Source organism: Rhodococcus sp. YH3-3, from assembly GCF_001653035.1.
Lineage (GTDB): Bacteria > Actinomycetota > Actinomycetes > Mycobacteriales > Mycobacteriaceae > Rhodococcus_F > Rhodococcus_F qingshengii.
The window spans coordinates 1,267,205-1,284,579 of the sequence record NZ_BCWH01000001.1 but is presented as its reverse complement, the minus strand read 5'-3'; the positions used below and the strand labels follow the sequence as shown (position 1 = coordinate 1,284,579).

At 60.8% G+C, this 17,375-nt stretch carries 15 protein-coding genes; 8 read left to right on the top strand and 7 right to left on the bottom strand.

The window, feature by feature from the left end; translation table 11 throughout:
* Position 1 precedes the first annotated feature (1 nt).
* The gene (locus YH3_RS06025) at positions 2-1,066 is read left to right on the top strand and encodes a maleylacetate reductase (RefSeq protein WP_058227649.1); all 1,065 of its coding nucleotides are present in this window, start codon (positions 2-4) and stop codon (positions 1,064-1,066) included.
* Between the two features lie 7 nt (positions 1,067-1,073).
* Here the strand turns inward: YH3_RS06025 and YH3_RS06020 are convergent, their stop codons facing one another.
* Positions 1,074-1,595, bottom strand: a complete 522-nt coding sequence (locus tag YH3_RS06020; protein ID WP_064443115.1) for an Lrp/AsnC family transcriptional regulator — start codon at positions 1,593-1,595, stop codon at positions 1,074-1,076.
* Positions 1,596-1,704: 109 nt separating this feature from the next.
* Here YH3_RS06020 and ald point away from each other — a divergent pair, with 109 nt between their 5' ends.
* Entirely contained in the window at positions 1,705-2,805 is a 1,101-nt protein-coding gene (gene ald / locus YH3_RS06015; RefSeq protein ID WP_054188063.1) for an alanine dehydrogenase, read from the top strand.
* A gap of 68 nt (positions 2,806-2,873) precedes the next feature.
* On the top strand, positions 2,874-3,749 hold the full coding sequence (locus YH3_RS06010; RefSeq protein ID WP_007734162.1) for an aldo/keto reductase: 876 nt from the start codon (positions 2,874-2,876) through the stop codon (positions 3,747-3,749).
* On the opposite strand, the gene YH3_RS06005 is transcribed toward YH3_RS06010, so the two are convergent.
* From YH3_RS06005 to YH3_RS05995, 3 genes are all read right to left on the bottom strand, one after another.
* Positions 3,750-5,000: an NADH:flavin oxidoreductase/NADH oxidase family protein gene (locus YH3_RS06005; RefSeq protein ID WP_007734160.1), complete on the bottom strand. Its 1,251-nt coding sequence runs from the start codon at positions 4,998-5,000 to the stop codon at positions 3,750-3,752. It lies immediately after the preceding gene.
* 28 nt (positions 5,001-5,028) lie between these two features.
* Positions 5,029-5,532, bottom strand: coding sequence for an SRPBCC family protein (locus tag YH3_RS06000; protein ID WP_019746932.1), 504 nt, complete (start codon positions 5,530-5,532; stop codon positions 5,029-5,031).
* A gap of 72 nt (positions 5,533-5,604) precedes the next feature.
* Positions 5,605-6,180: a TetR/AcrR family transcriptional regulator gene (locus YH3_RS05995; RefSeq protein ID WP_064443114.1), complete on the bottom strand. Its 576-nt coding sequence runs from the start codon at positions 6,178-6,180 to the stop codon at positions 5,605-5,607.
* 85 nt (positions 6,181-6,265) lie between these two features.
* On the opposite strand from YH3_RS05995, the gene YH3_RS05990 reads away from it, so the two are divergent.
* The 3 genes from YH3_RS05990 to YH3_RS05980 all read left to right on the top strand — a co-directional run bounded on the left by YH3_RS05990 (position 6,266) and on the right by YH3_RS05980 (position 9,881).
* Complete coding sequence (locus YH3_RS05990; RefSeq protein ID WP_003945940.1) at positions 6,266-6,724, top strand: PaaI family thioesterase; 459 nt, start codon at positions 6,266-6,268, stop codon at positions 6,722-6,724.
* 288 nt (positions 6,725-7,012) lie between these two features.
* Complete coding sequence (locus YH3_RS05985; protein WP_042920478.1) at positions 7,013-8,314, top strand: TrpB-like pyridoxal phosphate-dependent enzyme; 1,302 nt, start codon at positions 7,013-7,015, stop codon at positions 8,312-8,314.
* Positions 8,315-8,456: 142 nt separating this feature from the next.
* On the top strand, positions 8,457-9,881 hold the full coding sequence (locus YH3_RS05980) for a PQQ-binding-like beta-propeller repeat protein (RefSeq protein ID WP_064443113.1): 1,425 nt from the start codon (positions 8,457-8,459) through the stop codon (positions 9,879-9,881).
* Positions 9,882-10,523: 642 nt separating this feature from the next.
* Here the strand turns inward: YH3_RS05980 and YH3_RS05975 are convergent.
* Positions 10,524-11,741: a CdaR family transcriptional regulator gene (locus YH3_RS05975; protein ID WP_003945591.1), complete on the bottom strand. Its 1,218-nt coding sequence runs from the start codon at positions 11,739-11,741 to the stop codon at positions 10,524-10,526.
* A 401-nt stretch (positions 11,742-12,142) separates the two neighbouring features.
* Here YH3_RS05975 and YH3_RS05970 point away from each other — a divergent pair, with 401 nt between their 5' ends.
* Complete coding sequence (locus YH3_RS05970) at positions 12,143-13,483, top strand: MFS transporter (protein ID WP_042449436.1); 1,341 nt, start codon at positions 12,143-12,145, stop codon at positions 13,481-13,483.
* 257 nt (positions 13,484-13,740) lie between these two features.
* Positions 13,741-15,051 carry an FAD-binding oxidoreductase gene (locus YH3_RS05965; RefSeq protein ID WP_042449434.1) on the top strand — a complete coding sequence of 437 codons (1,311 nt, stop codon included), beginning with the start codon at positions 13,741-13,743 and terminating at the stop codon, positions 15,049-15,051.
* Between the two features lie 163 nt (positions 15,052-15,214).
* On the opposite strand, the gene YH3_RS05960 is transcribed toward YH3_RS05965, so the two are convergent.
* Entirely contained in the window at positions 15,215-16,087 is an 873-nt protein-coding gene (locus YH3_RS05960; protein WP_064443112.1) for an alpha/beta hydrolase, read from the bottom strand.
* Positions 16,084-17,310, bottom strand: coding sequence for an amidohydrolase family protein (locus YH3_RS05955; protein ID WP_238592526.1), 1,227 nt, complete (start codon positions 17,308-17,310; stop codon positions 16,084-16,086). Before YH3_RS05955 ends, YH3_RS05960 begins: the two co-directional genes overlap by 4 nt.
* Positions 17,311-17,375 lie beyond the last annotated feature (65 nt).

Here is a 17,375-nt window from a genome sequence, read left to right as displayed (position 1 = left end):
CATGAAGCCCTTCTCGTACGACGCTTCACCGGCTCGAATTGTCTTCGGCCAAGGGATGATCGATACGATCGCCGAAGAAGTGCGGCGGCTCGGCCGTAGCCGAGTGATGGTGCTGGCAAGTCGTCGACTCGACGCGGTTGCCGCCGCCGTGACCGAATCTCTCGGCGACATGGCGGTGGCCCGCTTCGACGGCGCTGTGATGCATACTCCGATCGAAGTCACGACAGCCGCGCTGAGACTTGCCGAGAACCATCACGTCGACACGGTCGTCGCGATCGGCGGCGGTTCGGCAACCGGGTTGTCCAAGGCATTGGCACTACGAGCGGGGTTCGATCAGATCGTCGTTCCGACAACGTACGCGGGATCAGAAGTCACTCCGGTGTTGGGTGAAACAGAGAACGGACGCAAGACAACTCGCTCCTCTCCCCACATCAGACCGGAAACCGTCATCTACGACGTCGACCTCACTCTCGATCTGCCGCTGGATACCACCGTCACCAGCGCCGTCAACGCGATGGCGCATGCGGTTGAAGCGTTGTACTCCACCGAGTCCAACCCGATCACGGACTTGATGGCGATCGAGGCGATCTCCGGGATCGCCCGTGCGCTGCCGAGCATTGTCGATGATCCGAAAAATCTGGAAGGTAGGGCCGAACTACTGCAAGCAGCCTGGTTGGCCGGAACCTGCTTGGGCACGGTCGGTATGGGGCTTCATCACAAGTTGTGCCACACCCTCGGTGGCAGCTTCGGTTTGCCGCATGCTCCCACCCACACCGTTGTCCTTCCCCAGGCAATGGCGTTCAACGCGCCTGGCGTCCCGGAAGTCATGTCTCGAATAGCGACTGCCTTGGGTGTATCCGACGCCGCCACCGGCGTTTTCGACCTCGTCACCTCGTGCGGCGGACCGACCTCTCTGCGAGAGGTGGGAATGAGTCACGATCAGATCGGCCGTGCAGTCGAACTCGCGAACGCCGCCGCTTATCCGAACCCGCGTGAGATCACCCCGGCAGGCCTGAGCGAACTCCTCGAGAACGCCTGGTCCGGGCGTCGACCCGCCATCAGGTGAGAACGAATCAGGCAGTACCGCCTCGCGGCCTGACATGTTCGAAGATCAGAATCGTCTCGGTCGCAGCAACCGCCGGATGCGCCGAGAGATTGTTGACGACGAAGTCACGCAACTGCGCCGAATCCGTCGTTGCGACGTGCAGCATGTAGTCGTCGACACCGGCAACGAAGTACACGTTGAGCACCGAGTCCAGCTTGGCGAAATCGTCGCCGAGCCGGCTGAGGTGCGACCGTGCGTTGGCCTGCAGTCGAACTGCGATCATCGCCTGCAGATCCATTCCGAGAGCGGCGGGGTCGATGTCCGCATGGAATCCCCTGATCACGCCGTTGTCCACCAAGGCGCGCACACGTCCGAGGCATGTCGACGGCGCAATTCCCGCGATCGCGGCCAGCGCATTGTTCGGAATCCTCGCATCCTTCACCAGCTCTTCGAGCAGAACCCGGTCGATCTCGTCCAACTTCATTGCTGCCCGAACATGCTTCGGCGAGGCAGCCGTCTGAATACCGATTTTTGAACTTTCACGCACCATACATACAGCGTAGAGAATTATCTTCACTTCTCTTCACTATCTGGCGACGAAACTTCATGCTTGGCACCTGCCATTCGAAGAAACAACAGACTCAGTTCGGAGCCGTGTCATGAAGGTCGGAATCCCCCGCGAGATCAAAAACCACGAGTACCGCGTGGCCATCAGCCCAGCAGGCGTCCACGAACTGGTCGGCCGAGGACACGAAGTCGTCATCGAAACGGGTGCAGGCGTCGGCTCCTCGTTCAGTGACGAGGATTTCAAGGCCGCGGGCGCGCAGATCCTCGGATCTGCCGATCAGGTCTGGACGGACGCAGATCTACTCCTGAAGGTCAAAGAACCTATTGCAGAGGAGTATTCGCGACTCCGTAAGGATCAGGTTCTCTTCACCTACCTGCACCTGGCGGCGTCGAAGGAATGCACCGACGCGCTCCTGACGTCGAAGACCACCTCCATCGCCTACGAAACCGTTGTCGGTTCCGACGGTTCACTGCCCCTCCTCGCCCCGATGAGTGAAGTAGCCGGACGCCTGGCACCGCAGGCGGGCGCCTATCACTTGATGCGTCACGGCGGCGGACGCGGAGTTCTGATGGGCGGCGTCCCCGGAGTGCGCCCCGCCAAGGTCGTGGTGATCGGTGCGGGAGTCTCCGGCAAGAACGCCATCGCCGTGGCCTACGGCATGCAGGCCGACGTCACCGTTCTCGACCTGTCGATCGCGCGCCTGCGGGAAATCGACGAGCTGTACCACGGCCAGGTCAAGACCATCACGTCCAACAGCCTCGAACTCGAACAGGCAGTACTCGACGCCGACCTGGTCATCGGCGCAGTGCTGGTCCCCGGGGCGAAGGCGCCGACTCTCGTCTCCAACAGCCTGGTGGCGCGTATGAAGCCGGGTTCTGTCCTGGTCGACATCGCCATCGACCAGGGCGGCTGCTTCGAGGATTCACACGCGACCACGCACGCTGATCCGACGTACCAGGTTCACGGTTCGGTCTTCTACTGCGTTGCGAACATGCCCGGAGCCGTCCCCCGTACGTCCACCTACGCACTCACCAACGCGACGCTTCCGTACGTCGTCGCCTTGGCCGACAAGGGGTGGAAGGACGCGGTCGCGACAGTTCCCGGCCTGGGGTCAGGTCTGAGCACACACGACGGCCTGCTCCTGTCCGACAGTGTTGCATCGGCGCATGGGTACTCGGCTACCACTCTCTGACCCAGGCAGCTCTGACCCAGGCAGCTCTGACCCAGGCAAGGACAGCTCGAGATCGCTAGCCTTGATCCATGAGCATTCCTGACATCACGCTGAATTCCGGAACCACGATCCCGCAACTCGGCCTCGGAGTCTGGCAGGCCACCAACGACGAAACCGAGCATGCAGTACGGTTCGCACTCGACGAGGCCGGCTACCGGCACATCGACACCGCTGCCGCCTACGGAAACGAAGAGGGCGTCGGACGAGGTATCGCCAACTCGTCCGTCGCGCGAGAGGACATCTTCCTCACCACGAAGCTCTGGAATGCAGATCAGGGCTACGAGCCGGCGTTGAAGGCTTTCGACACCAGCATCGACAAGCTCGGCGTCGACTACGTCGATCTCTACCTCATCCACTGGCCTCTGCAGGACAACGACCGACTCCTCCGCACGTGGGACGCACTCGAAAAGATCGCGGAATCGGGCCGCGCCAAGGCAATCGGGGTGTGCAACTTCGAGCCGCATCATCTGCAGCTTCTCGTCGAACGCGGTGGATTGTTGCCCGCAGTCGATCAGGTGGAACTGCACCCGCACCTCACGCAGCACGCCATTCGCGACAAGGCCGCCGAGCACGGGATCAAGGTCGAATCGTGGAGCCCACTCGGCGGTACCAGTAACGCAGGTTGGGGTAAGGCGTCCAAGCCCAACACCCTGCTCACCGACCCGATCATCACACGAATCGGTGACCGCCACAGCAAGACTGCCGCGCAGGTCCTGATCCGCTGGCACCTTCAGAACGGCCTGATCGTCATCCCGAAATCCGTACACGATGCTCGAATCGCTCAGAACATCGACGTATTCGACTTCGAACTCACCGATCTCGACCTGAGCGAAATCGACACTCTCGACGACGGCACCCGCGTCGGCGCGCATCCCGATGAACTCAACATCGGTGCACCGAACTGATCAAGCCGCTCGTTTGGTGGGGCGAAGCGCATCGAATCCGTTTCGCCTCACCATCGTTCCGAGGGTCTTCCACCACGGCCGAGCCGGATCCGGCTCGCTTCCGTCGCCCATCCGGTGCAGCTGATCGGTATGCCACTGCAGGTCGAGTGCACCGTCGAGCATCGAGATGTCGGCAACCTTCCCCAACAACTTCCGCGCTCCGAACTCAACAGTCGGCACGGTCAATCGTTCCCGATCCGATTCCAGGAGAACGGTTGCCGCGTCGGGTATCGTGATCGTCGGCCGGCCGAGGCCGATCACGTCGCACGCGCCGGAAGCCAGTGCCTCGACCATCGCCGATCGCGAGCGGAAGCCGCCGGTGACCGCCAAGGGAATGTCGCCGGCAATCGCTCGGACTGTCTCGGCGTACTCGAGGAAATATGCCTCTCGATCGCGAGTGCTCTGCTTCTGCGCTTTACCCATCATGGCCGGCGATTCATAACTGCCACCGCTGATCTCGATGAGATCCACCGACTCTTCGGTCAACGCGCGCACTACTTCTCGCGACTCGTCTTCCGAGAATCCACCTCGTTGGAAATCAGCCGAGTTGAGCTTGACCGAGACCGCGAATCCCGGAGCAACGGCAGAGCGTATGCGCCGAACGATCTCGATCAGAAAGCGTCGTCGACGCTCAGGATCTCCACCCCACTCGTCCGTCCGCTGATTGGACAAGGGCGAAAGGAACTGCGCAACAAGATAACCGTGCGCTGCGTGTATCTGCACGCCCCCGAAGCCGGAGGACTCGGCGACGCGAGCGGTTTCCGCGAACTTGTCGATGATCTCGTCGATCTCAGCGGTCGAGAGTTCTCGCGGCGTCGCCATTCCCGGAATCTTCAGCGCGATCGCGCTCGGGGCGACCGGTCTACCTCTGCTGGCAATCGGGTTGGATTGCCGCCCTGGGTGGTTCAGCTGCATCCAGATCTCGGCGCCGCCGTTCTTGGCGGTCTTGGCCCAGGCAGTCAGTGCTTCGGCATCACGATCGTCGTCGACGACGACATTGCCCGGTTCGGCGATCTGCGATCGATCGACCATGACATTGCCGGTGATCAGCAAACCGAACCCGCCACTGCCCCAACGACCGTACAGCGTTTCCAAGCGAGTGGACGGTCCATGAGTGCGGTCACCCAGAGCCTCGCTGAGCGCAGCTTTCATCGTGCGATTCCGCAGGATCTGCCCGCAGGGCAAAGTCAATGATTCTCCGAGCGTGGTCATGGATGCCTCTCGTATGAAGGGAAGAAAGTCAATGGCGTGGCGCAGAACCGAAGTGCCGCTTGGTATCGCGCACGAAGCTCGAGAAGATCAGCGAGTTGACCGGTAGCCCGCCGCGCACCGCGAGCGACAGCTTCGGACGCGGCGAGAATGCAAAATTCCACTGCAGTCTCGAACCCACTGCGAGCTCGTCGACGCGGTAGTCCTCCGCGAAGGATTGGAACAGCGGAACATTGGACTGTTCGACGTAAAACGAGTGCCGACGCGTTTCGTCGTCCCAGGTGATGAACTTTTCGCGCATCTGCATCGCACCGCCGCCCACCTCCGCGATTCGGCGCGTGCCGACGCCGTAGGGGCGCGGCGAGGTGTAGTGCACTTTTGTGAGCAGTCGGCACCACGACAAAGGCTCGTCGGCGGTCAGACCGGCCCAGACGGCGTCAGGTTCGGCGGCGAGATCGATCGAGTACGTGAAGATATGCGGTGCCGTGTCGAAGAAATCGACACCGACCGGTTCGAGGTCGAACCAATGTGTCATCGCCTACTCCTGCCCAATTAGCCGTTACATGAAGTTACGGATACTTGACGACCGAAGTCAACCCCCGAAGGCTCAGCCGGACCAAGTCTCAGAACGAGAGAGCCCCTGCAGTGAAGCGATGACCTGTTCGAGCGGCTCGATACTTCGAGTCGTCTGGCACACCGCCACCGCACCTTCGACCGACGTGATCGTCAGGTTTGCCATCGATTTTGCCTGCACTGCAGGATAACCCGCAGTTTCGAGTTGCGATTCGATCAACTTCTGCCATCCCAGCATGACCTCAGCCGACACTTCCGCGACTTCTGGCTCACTGGCACGCGCCAACCCGCCGGCAATCACCGGGCAGCCGATCGCGAAGTCCGAGCGCGTGAGATTGAGTCGCCAGATGTCTCCGACCGCTTCGATCACGTCGGCCGTGGAACCGGTGGCCGCAGCCGAGCTGATTCGTCTGGTGATGATCGCACCAGCCGCGCGCACGGCTTCGACCATCAACTCGGTCTTACCGCCAGGAAAGTGGTGGTAGATCGACCCACGGGGTGCGCCGCTGTGCTTGATGACGTCGCTGAAGGACGTCGCGTCGACACCGTTGCGGCTGATCAGTTCAACCGCACTGCGAATCATGCGATCACGTGAGCTCAGCTCTGCCATGTCACAGATCCTTCGGCCGTCGGTACACCTGTCGACTCATACGCTACGTTATGTATGACGACCTACATAGTGATGGGATGAAACAATGAGTGACGAGACAACCGCGACCGTCGATCCGGCGCAGATGACAGGCCTCGAACTTCTCCGCTGGATGGGAACGCAGGTCAACGACCGACCCAGCATCGGACGCCTCCTCGGCATGGAGATGCGCGAGGTCAACGAGGGATCGGTGAGCTTCGCCCTGACCCCGCGCGCCGATTTCAGCAACCCGCTCGGCACTGTTCACGGCGGCATCTGCGCAACGCTGCTCGATTCGGTCATGGGCTGCGCGGTACACACGATGCTTCCGGCCGGCGTCGGCTACACGACCCTCGAACTCAAGCTCAACTACATCCGCACTGTGCCTCTCGACGGTGACGAGCTGACAGCCCACGGCAGCGTCATTCACGTGGGCGGGCGCACCGCGACCGCAGAGGGCAAGGTCCTCGACAAGAACGGCAAGTTGGTGGCGCATGGAACCACGACGTGCATGATTTTTCGCTGAGCCGACGAAGGATGGCGAGAATGTAGCCGCGCCGACGAAGGATGGCGAGAATGTAGTCGCGCCCGACGTGAGCAGGGTGCGAGTGCCGATGTACGATCGGCTCGTGACCCTGCTCACTGCGCACCTCTGGTGGCCCGACCGCTGACGGTCAGCCGCAACTGCGTGCTGCCCGGACCGACATCGGGTGGTCCAGCAGGCTCCTCTCCAGGATCCCCGATCCGGCAAATGCCGTACGCGTCGTCGCTACGACCGCCAAGATCAGGTACCGAATCCACGAAGGAGAGTTAGTTGACCACCACCCCACTCAACCGTTCGCTCGAGCCTTTGGGCGTCTCCATCCCGTCGAAAGTGCCGACGCACTGGTACAACCTGGCGGCTGACCTCCCCGAGCCTGTTCCCCCGCACCTGCATCCGGGCACTCGTGAGCCGCTCGGCCCCGAGGACTTGGCGCCGCTGTTCCCGATGAACCTCATCGCGCAGGAAGTCGCAACCGAGCGCTACATCGAGATCCCGGAGACGGTTCGCGAGATCTACGGCATGTGGAGGCCCTCTCCCCTGTTCCGGGCGCATCGACTCGAGCGCACTCTGGGCACGCCTGCCCGCATCTACTACAAGTACGAAGGCGTGAGCCCGGTCGGTTCGCACAAGCCGAATACTGCTGTCGCGCAGGCGTACTACAACGCGATCGAAGGAACCACCAAGCTCACCACCGAAACCGGTGCGGGACAGTGGGGTGCGTCGCTGTCGTTCGCGGGCGCGCTGCTCGGACTCGACGTCGAGGTATGGCAGGTTCGCTCGTCCTTCGATTCGAAGCCGTACCGACGCATCCAGATGGAGGCGTACGGCGGAATCTGTCACCCGTCGCCTTCGGACCTGACGGAAGCCGGACGCGCACTGTTGAAGTCGCATCCCGACACCACCGGTTCGCTCGGCATGGCCATCAGTGAGGCCGTCGAGGTCGCTGCGCAGGATCCGAACACGCACTACTCACTCGGTAGCGTGCTGAACCACGTCATGCTGCACCAGACCGTGATCGGTCAGGAAGCAATGGTCCAGCTCGAAGAAGCCGGCGACGCCGTCCCCGACACCGTGTTCGGTTGCGCCGGCGGCGGTTCCAACCTCGCCGGACTCACCTTCCCGTTCCTGGGACGAAACCTTCGCGAAGGCACCAAGACTCGTCTGGTCGCCTGCGAGCCGTCGGCATGCCCGTCCCTCACCCAGGGCGAGTACCGCTACGACTTCGGTGACGTCGCCGGCCTGACGCCGCTGCTCAAGATGCACACTCTGGGTAAGGATTTCGTACCGCCGGCCATCCATGCCGGTGGCCTCCGCTACCACGGCATGTCGCCGATGGTCTCGCACGCGGTCAACCTCGGACTCATGGATGCAATTGCCGTCGATCAGGACGACGCACTCCAGGCAGGTCTGATTTTCGCCCGCGCCGAAGGAATCATCCCGGCTCCGGAATCAACCCACGCGGTTGCCGGCGCTATCGCTCACGCCCGTGCCGTCACCGAACCCGAGGTGATCGTGATCGGGCTGTCCGGCAACGGTCAGTTGGATCTTCCGGCGTACTCGCCTTACGTCTGACGCCGTCGGTGTGGTGGTCTCGTGCGTACGAGGCCACCACACTTCGTCACACCGAGCACGTGGGCTCGATCTCGCGATCGACATCGTGCCGGCCGTCCGCGAAACGAACCGATCAGTTTGATCGATCGGTTACGGTCTTTCGATGCAGCTTCGGTTGAAGGAACATTGGAAACTGGTCGCACTCGGACTGGCATTGCTCGTGGCGATCGCGTTCATCGTCGTATCGGTAATCTCCGACTCCAGTGATGCGGCATGGCCGAAGCAGAAGACAGGCGGTCCGATCGTCGAGCAAGGCGTTGTCGACGTAGACCTCTCCGATCCTCCGCAACAAGCCTGGGAACTCGATGTCCGAGCGCTCACGGACAACCCCGGGGACGTGCTGCTGTCGATGCCTTCCACGCTCGATAGCTACTACGGCTACGGCAACACGTACCAAGTCGGTGACGTGCTGGTGGCCGCGACTGCTTATCCGCTTCCCAAGACCGACGAGTCTTCGTCGAGTCAGGGAGTCGGTGCCGTCACACTCGTCGGGGTGAATCCCGACGACGGAAGTCCGCTGTGGAAAACGCGAATCGGCGGAGTCATCGGCCAGTGCAGTCAGCAGAACGAATCCACGATCATCGCGTGCTGGGGCGATCGACGGATGATCTTTGTCGATACCGCGACCGGAACTCTGATGTCCGACCTCGGAACCGACTTCGATCTCAATGGCGCCACCATCGCCGGAAACACCGTGTACACGTCCGGCGAAAGGATGGACGGAACGGTTCGAACACGAATTCTTGCCAGCGGCACCACAACCAATTTGACTGCCAACTTCGTGCGTACCTTCGAACCAAGTGAGAAGTTCGGAGCCGTCTACACGGTCCCTCACACCGACACTGTCATTGCGATGGAACAGGGCGACGGCGGGGACCCGCAGTACCGCTATCGAATCTACGATCTGCAGTCCGGCGCCGAGCGATTCCGATTCGAGGGCGATTCGCTTGTCCCTACCGGGAACGGATTGTTCCTCACCAGTGTCGGCGGCCGGTCGGGATATGCCGGAACCCAAAACCTCTTGGCTTCCGACGGATCCACGATTCGTGCGATACCGATTCCCTCGTACTCATCGTCGTCCTACCCGAGTAAGCCCTCGACGGCGGTGCCGATGTTTCTCGGCGACGGCGCCTACGATCCGGAGTCGGGTGACGAACTCTGGCGCAGTTCACAAATCGTCAACACCGCGACGGCCGGGACAGGAAGCGCCATCGCCGCAGTGGTAGGAAAAACAATCCTCGTCACGTCGCCGGAGACCCGCACAATCTCGGGTCTCGACGTCGAGAGTGGCCGACAACTGTGGCAAACACCCTGGCAAGACGCGTACTGGGTTCGAAGCGGTGCGACTGATGGCGATCACTTCGTCTTCAGCGACTACACCGGCATGCATTCGATCAGGGCTCGCGACGGAAAGATGATGTGGTCGGTCCCCCTTCCGCCAGAGGTCGATCCGCGCGGAGTCGTCGTCTCGAATGCCGGCAAAAACGTGTCGTTCTCCTGGCAAAACCACTTCACCGTTTGGCGATAGGCCGGCAACATCACCGGTTCAGTGTCGTACTGACCAGCCGGCTCAGCAACCAGCAAATGGATAGACGTACAGCCTCGATGGCCACAATCCAGTCTGGCGCGTTTGTTCAATTTCGGGGGAACGATCTCGAACAACTGCATGTATCTTCGCGACTCCGACTTCGGAAAGATCAGACCAGACCTGCGGTGAAGGGGTGCATACGAATCGCACCGACTCAGGTATCTGATCCAATCCAACGATAAAGGGAGCCAACGCGAATGGATGCTAGATCCCCTGTTTGCAGTCGGCAACAAATAGTCCAGTTCGCGCGCGAACATCTGCGTACCGGGGGACCGAACTCAGACCAAATTCGTCGTCATTTCGGTTTGCAAAAACGCGCGTTCTTCACGCAGCTCGACACCCATCTGGACGATTCTGCACTTTCAATGCCCGAAAAAGTTGCACTCCGCCGCATCTGCCGACAGGAGGATAGAAGGTGCCCGATCAAACGTATGAACGTCTCAGCAGGTCAAGCCAACCCACCCCGGCCGATGTACGACGCGCTTCCTTTCCCACCCCAGAACCATCATGCTTGACGATCGAAAGCCGCCAACTACGTTGAGCCGCTGGATTCTTCCGCAGTCCCCTCTTCTCGGATCGGGATCATCGGAGATCCAACAGCCGCGCGACTTTCAGGCTCAAATGCAAGGCCAACCGGTCGTCGCCGTTTGCCAAGTCTGCTCGTGTTATCTCCTGAATTCGCCGCAAGCGATAGTACAAGCTCCCTCGATGCACACAGAGCGCCTCTGACGTTCGCTTTACGTCACCGGCATTGTCCAAAAAGCTCTCCAGCGTCGCGAGAAGAGCCTCACTTTTCGAGTCCTCATGGCTGAGCAAGGACTGCAAACCTGAGTGAATACTGTTCTCGAGTCGATCCTCCGACAGTTCGGCCAGTAGTCCGTAGACGCCGAGATCCCGATAACGCACAACATTTCCGAGCACCTTGACGACCTGGGCCACATCTGCGGAACGTCTGGACTCTTCGTAGGATTCGCGCACGTGTGCAACCGAGGTTCGCGGTTCACCGATACCGACCCAACATTCGATGTTCTGGCGCCCACTTTCAGACAAGACTCGCTCCCGGGCTGCCACGATCAGCGAGTCCAGATGGGTTTGAGTCGAGCGTTCGGCCACCGATACGATCAACAGACTGTGGTCGGGGCGGTCGAGTTGGATTGCACTGTTCCGCGGGAGCCTCCGTCGAAGCTGATCGACGCCGACGGCAACACTCAGACGATCTCTTTCGGTCAATGTCGACTGGTCGCCAGGACGGAGCAACACAGTGACCACGACTGCTGGACCCGCAGCCAACAAGCCCTCCTCGGCCAACCTGTTTGCCGCGTCCTCGCGCAGCGACCGCTCGCCCGACAGGACGTCTCGAGTAAGTTCCCGCTCCCGACTTCGGGACAACTCGTCCAGCAACTGTTCGCGGTGGAGGATCATCGCTGCCGCATCAGCCGTGCGCCTCAAGACCTCGGCTTGATCCTCGTCAACTTCGCCCTCCGAAGTCAACAGCCAGACGAAGCCCAGCAGCGCATTGCGGTACCGGATCGGCATCCCGACCCGGCCAAGGGTCAGCCCTAGTTCTTCGTTGACGGGAACAGTGAAGAGATCGAGGGCTTCACGGCCTCCACTCGCGTAGATGAAGTCTACGATCTCGCGTGAAACATTCCGCTGTAGAACGGAATTCATTCTGACTGAATCGACGGCACTGTCATGCGAGTTGTACGCGAGCAGACGAATCTGTACATCATCGATCGCAACGGAACGGTCCAGTCGGCGCCCGGTAGTGTCCACCAAATGCTGCAGTTCTCCGACCATGGTCGAACTGTACGAGCCCCCTCTCCGGTTTGCAACATATGCCCAAATTTCTACGTAGAAAATTGAACACATGACAGTGATGCAACTAACTTTCGCACCATAGGCTCGCTTCATGCCAAGCACCCGAGACCCGTGACGTCTTCACTCGGTCCGCAAACCGGCAGACGTGGCAGTGACGAGATCTGTTGCAGCCGTGGGATTTGCGTAATGGGGAGCGAGGCCGGCCGGCACGATCTCCCTCAGACGAAGTCGCCTCCGACCCGAAATCGACAAACGACCTTCGGTCGCCAGTTCAACATCGAATCCCACCGACCTCTTTCAATGTCGAATACCTCGAATGACATCGGTGACCGTGATATCGCAAAGCCGTTGCCATTCAGCATATCCCGAGAGGAATCATCATGACCGGCACAGCAAATGCTCCTGTAGAGCATCAAACCGAGACGTCACCTGGACGTCGATCGGCGCGCCGTAGGGCCCTGATCGCCGGGGCGACAGGCAACATCGTCGAATGGTTCGATTTCACGATCTACGGCTTCACTGCCGCAGTTCTCGCGACAGTGTTCTTCCCTCCGGAGTTCGGCAGTGGCGCACTGCTTGCCACCTTCGCTCTTTACGGAGTCGCCTTCTTGGCCAGACCTGCCGGCGGCATATTCTTCGGACGGCTTGGTGACCGCCTCGGCCGACGGAGATCATTGTCCCTGGCAATTACGCTCATGGGCTGCTCGACAGCGGCAATCGGTCTCCTACCGACGTACGCTTCGATCGGTGTTGCCGCACCGCTGTTGCTGCTGCTGTGCCGATTGGTTCAAGGATTCTCGGCCGGGGGCGAATACACCGGAGCTGCCACCTTCGTCGTCGAGCATGCGCCGTCCCACCGCCGAGGCTTGTACGCAGGGATAATCAGCTCTTCGTCATTTGTCGGCAGCATCTTGGCCACGGTCACAGTCTTGTCATTCAGCTCGGTCGGCGCTGAGCACTTCGCCGACGGAGGATGGCGTTGGCCGTTCATCATCGGAGGCGTTGTCGCCATGGTGGGCCTGTTCATGAGGCTTGCCGTCGAGGAGACTCCGGCGTTCAAGGAAATGCAAGAAAACGATTCCCTTCCAAACCGCCCACTCGCAGATCTGTTCCGCAATCACTGGCGGACTCTGCTCACGTCCTTCGTGTACTTCGCCTCGCTCGGTGTCGTTACTCATATGCTGCTCGGCTACATGCCGACATTTCTGGTTCTCTCAGCCGATGTTCCGAGCACGGTTGCACTGCTGATGACAACCGGCGCTTTGGTTCTCGCAGTACCGCTGTTCATCTTCTTCGGCGCCACAGTCGACCGAATCGGCCGGAGGCCACTCGTCAGAATCGGCATGGTGATGTCAGTTTTCGTCTCGGTGCCCAGCTACATGCTCATCGGTACCGGAAACATTTTCGCGATTGCCGTTGCACTGGCTTCTCTGGTCCTCGCGCTTTCCTTACTCGCGTCCGCTTTGCTCGTAATTCTCGAAATGATGCCGACGCATGCGCGATTCACCGGCACGGCAATCCCCTACAACATCGCATATGCACTTTTTGCAGGGACCGCTCCTCTGGTGTGCGCAGCACTGGTCAACGCCACTGGAAGCGATCTGTCGCCTGCCTTCTATGCGACCGCCATCGCTTTGATCGCGCTTCCCATTCTGTGGCGAGGGATTCCGGAAACGAAAAACTGGTCTGCCACGCAGGGCAGCCCGACGAAGCATTTCTGACAACGGACGCGCCACGGCTGTGATTTTTTGCGCAGCTGTCGATAGCGTTCCGATGGCCGCCACGAGAGAGTTGAGGACGACGAACACCTCTGGACTTTCAGGTGCCAAATTCATTAAGGCAGAGCCGAATCCGAGAAGTCGGGATGAAGCTCTCCAGAGGAAGTCGACGGCGTCGGAATTACCAGAACCCAAGCTTGCCGGATCGAACAACTGTGCTTTCGATCCGGCGAAGCCATCAGTAGAAAGAGAGGCCGAAAGTGCCTACCGACAAGACCGATGCAGTTGTGGTCGGAGCTGGAGTGATCGGCAGCTCCATCGCCTACGAACTGGCCGCTCGAGGCTACGAAGTCCTGGTCATCGACAAGTCTGGTGGTCCGGGCTACGGCTCGACCAGTGCATCCAGTGCGGTTATCCGGTTCAACTACTCCACATTCGACGGTATGGCTGCGGCTTGGGAGTCGCTGCATTGCTGGCAAAACTGGAGCGAGCATCTCAACGCGACAGTCGACGGCGCGCTTGCGAAGTTTCGGCAATGCGGGATGGCACTGCTCGATGTCGACGTCGCGCCCCACGCGCGCACGATCGGATTATTCGAGAAGATAGGAATCGATTACCAGCTTTGGGACGCAACGACACTCGTCGAGAAGATTCCCGGTATCGACGCCGGCAAATACTATCCTCCGAAGCCAGTCGACTCGGAGTCCTTCTTCGCAGATGCCGAAACCACGCTCGGCGCGCTGTACACACCTCAGGCGGGGTTCGTCGACGACCCGCAACTGGCTGCCGCGAATCTTGCTGCGGCAGCACGTTCGCACGGTGCGGTTTTCGCATACAACACGCGTGTAGTGGCAGTCGAGCAGTTGCCTGACGGCATCTGGCAGCTAGGGCTCGACGACGGGGAAAGTGTGAAATCCAAGATTGTCGTCAATGCCGCCGGCCCCTGGTCAGGAGCGTTCAACAAGCTGTCGAACGTCGGGGCCGACTTCAAGGTTTCGGTTCGGCCCTTGCGCCAGGAAGTTCATCACGTCACCGCACCCACTGGCTACAACGACGACGAGATCCTCGGCCCGATGATCGCCGATTTGGATCTCGGAACCTACATGCGAGCCGAACCTGGAAACGGTTTCCTTGTCGGCGGAACCGAACCGGATTGCGATCCGCTCGAGTGGATCGACGACCCTGATACCGCCAACCCGAATCGCACTGTTGCCCGGTTCGAAGCGCAGGTTTTCCGCGCCGCCAGGCGTTTCCCCACCCTGGAGGTCCCGTCACAACCGAAAGGTATTGCCGGCGTGTACGACGCAGCATCCGACTGGACCCCGATCTATGACAAGACAGACAGGCAAGGTTTCTACGTCGCCATGGGCACCAGCGGGAACCAATTCAAAAATGCGCCCATCGCTGGGCGCCTCATGTCCAGGATCATCGACCAGGTGGAAGCTGGACACGATCACGACGCTGATCCCCTGACCTATGTCGGGATGCACACCGGGCTCGAAATCGACCTCGGCGCATTCTCCCGCCTTCGGGCACCCAATGCCGAGTCGACCGGGACGGTCATGGGTTAGAAGTCTTGTCCGGCTTGGAGAATCGATAGCCGCGACAACTGAATAGACACGGCTGTGGGTGTCCACCACGTGGTGGACACCCACAGCCGACTTCTCCTTCAACGGCGTCTACGGAAAATCGCCCTAGAACGTGTCAGCGGCACATCGCCTCCGGGACGGAGAGCTAACGTGCATGGCAGCTCTTCAAGTAGCTCAGGAACGATGCCTGCAGCCCGGTTACGTGCGTCTCGTGCAACAACGCGGTCGAAACATCCTGCGACCGTCCCTTGCCATGCAACTGCTCCACGACGGCGAGAACGTTGCGTGACAGTCCGCGATAGATCGGAATGGGTCCAGTCAGTTCGGCTTCGTTCAGCGTGACGTGCAGCTGCGGAACAACTGAGCCCACGCCACGCTCGGGCAGTGCCTCGACCAGTGTGTGGATCTGGCTGTCGGCGTTCACAACTCCGGGACTACCCGCACCGAAGGTCGCGAATGGGGGCGCGTCGCGCAGCCATGCGTAGAGGGCGAAAAGGCCTCCGTACGAGTACCCGAAGAGTCCGTGCCCGGACTCGCTGACACGTAGCTCCGACGAGTACAGGCGAGGGTGGAGTTCGTTGGTCAGGAAGTCGAGGAAGACGTCCGCGTGGGTGTCTGCCAGCTCCTCGAGGTAGGCGTCCACATACTCCTGGGTCATTGCACCCGAGTCGCGAGCAGCGGCAAGAGTAGCCATCATTTCTTCGCCTACCGGTTCCCCGGGCGGCACGAGATCGCGGTTGCGTAGTCGTGCCCAGTTGGCAGCTTCTTCACCGGCATAACCGACGCTGACCTGGATGTACGGGGCGATCGTCAGATACGGGTCTGCCTGCGTGACGATGAGCGGGGCGGTAAGACCTACAGCCCAGTTGCCGTCCATCACGTATATCAGCGGTAAGGGATCCGTGGAGTCCGCGTAGCCGGGGGGTGTGGTCACCCAGATGCCGTAGCTGTACCCCGACTTCGCCGTGATTTCGAAGTACTCCGTGTCTGCAAAGCATCCGTGCAGCATTGCGCTCATCGAACGTCTCCCTTGACGATATTTCCGGACTTCACGACGAGAACAGCCATGTCCGGATCGGCGAACACCTTTGCGTCTCGGAGTGGGTCTTGCTGCCAGGCAACCATGTCCGCCTGCATACCGACGCGGATCGTCCCGACGCTTTCCCCGATACCGAGAATGTCGGCATTGACGCTGGTGGCCGAAACGAGTGCATGCATCGGCGACTCCAACTCCGCGCGCAAGTGCAACTCCTCACCTCGGCGCTTTTGGTGCGGCCCGATGAGGTCCGAGCCCAGGCCGATCCTCAGGCCTGCTGCGCGAGAGGCCTCGAGCGCTCTGGCCATGCGTTGACGCACTCCGGCTGCACGCTCTCGTATTGCCGGGTCCAGGTCCATGCTTTCGGTGTCCGCCAACTGCTCGACCACGGCGAAGGTGGGGACAAGTGCCACGTCATGTTCCCGCATCAGCTGGGCCGTCTCCGCATCGATGTCGGTGCCGTGTTCCACGCACCGGACGCCGGCCCGCACCGCGTTGCGAATGCCCGCATTGTTGTGCGCGTGGACCGTGACGTAGGTGCCGCGCGACGCTGCTTCTTCCACTGCCACGGAGATTTCCTCGACGGTGAACTGTGTGTCGGTGAGGCTGTCATGGCCTCCGACGACACCGCCGGTGACGCACAGTTTCAGAAATGTTGCGCCTCGGCGGAACGATTCGCGCACGTTGCGTCGTAGCTCGTCGGCATTACCCGACATCAAGGACAAGGCGCAGAGCCCGGGAATGTGGTGCATGTTCCACAGCTCGGTCGGCTCCCACGCGGCCCCGTAGTAGCCGTGTCCACCGGTCTGGCACTGCACAGGACCGCACGAGAGGACGCGCGGACCACGCACCTTGCCGCTCGCGATAACGTCGACGACTCCGCCGTCGATGCCACCGACGTCTCGCACCGTGGTGAAGCCCGCGTCGAGGGCATGGCCCGCGGTGGCGAAGATGCCCGCAGCCAGTTCGGCTGCCGAGAGCTCAAACCCGAATTGCCTTCGGATCGGACTCGAAATGCCCAGGTGGACATGGGCATCGATGAGCCCCGGAGTTAGAAGCATGCCGTCCAAGTCAACCGTGGTCGAACCCGACGGCGCCTGTCCGATCGCGGTGACAATGCCGTCGCTCACGCACACGTCGACTTCGACCGGGTCGGTGCCCGATCCATCCGCGACCATGCCGCCGGCAAACCATACGTCAGTCAAAGGGACCTCCCGAGCATTGGAAACCACTCTCCTAAACACTGGTGAATTCGATATGCGGTACCGTA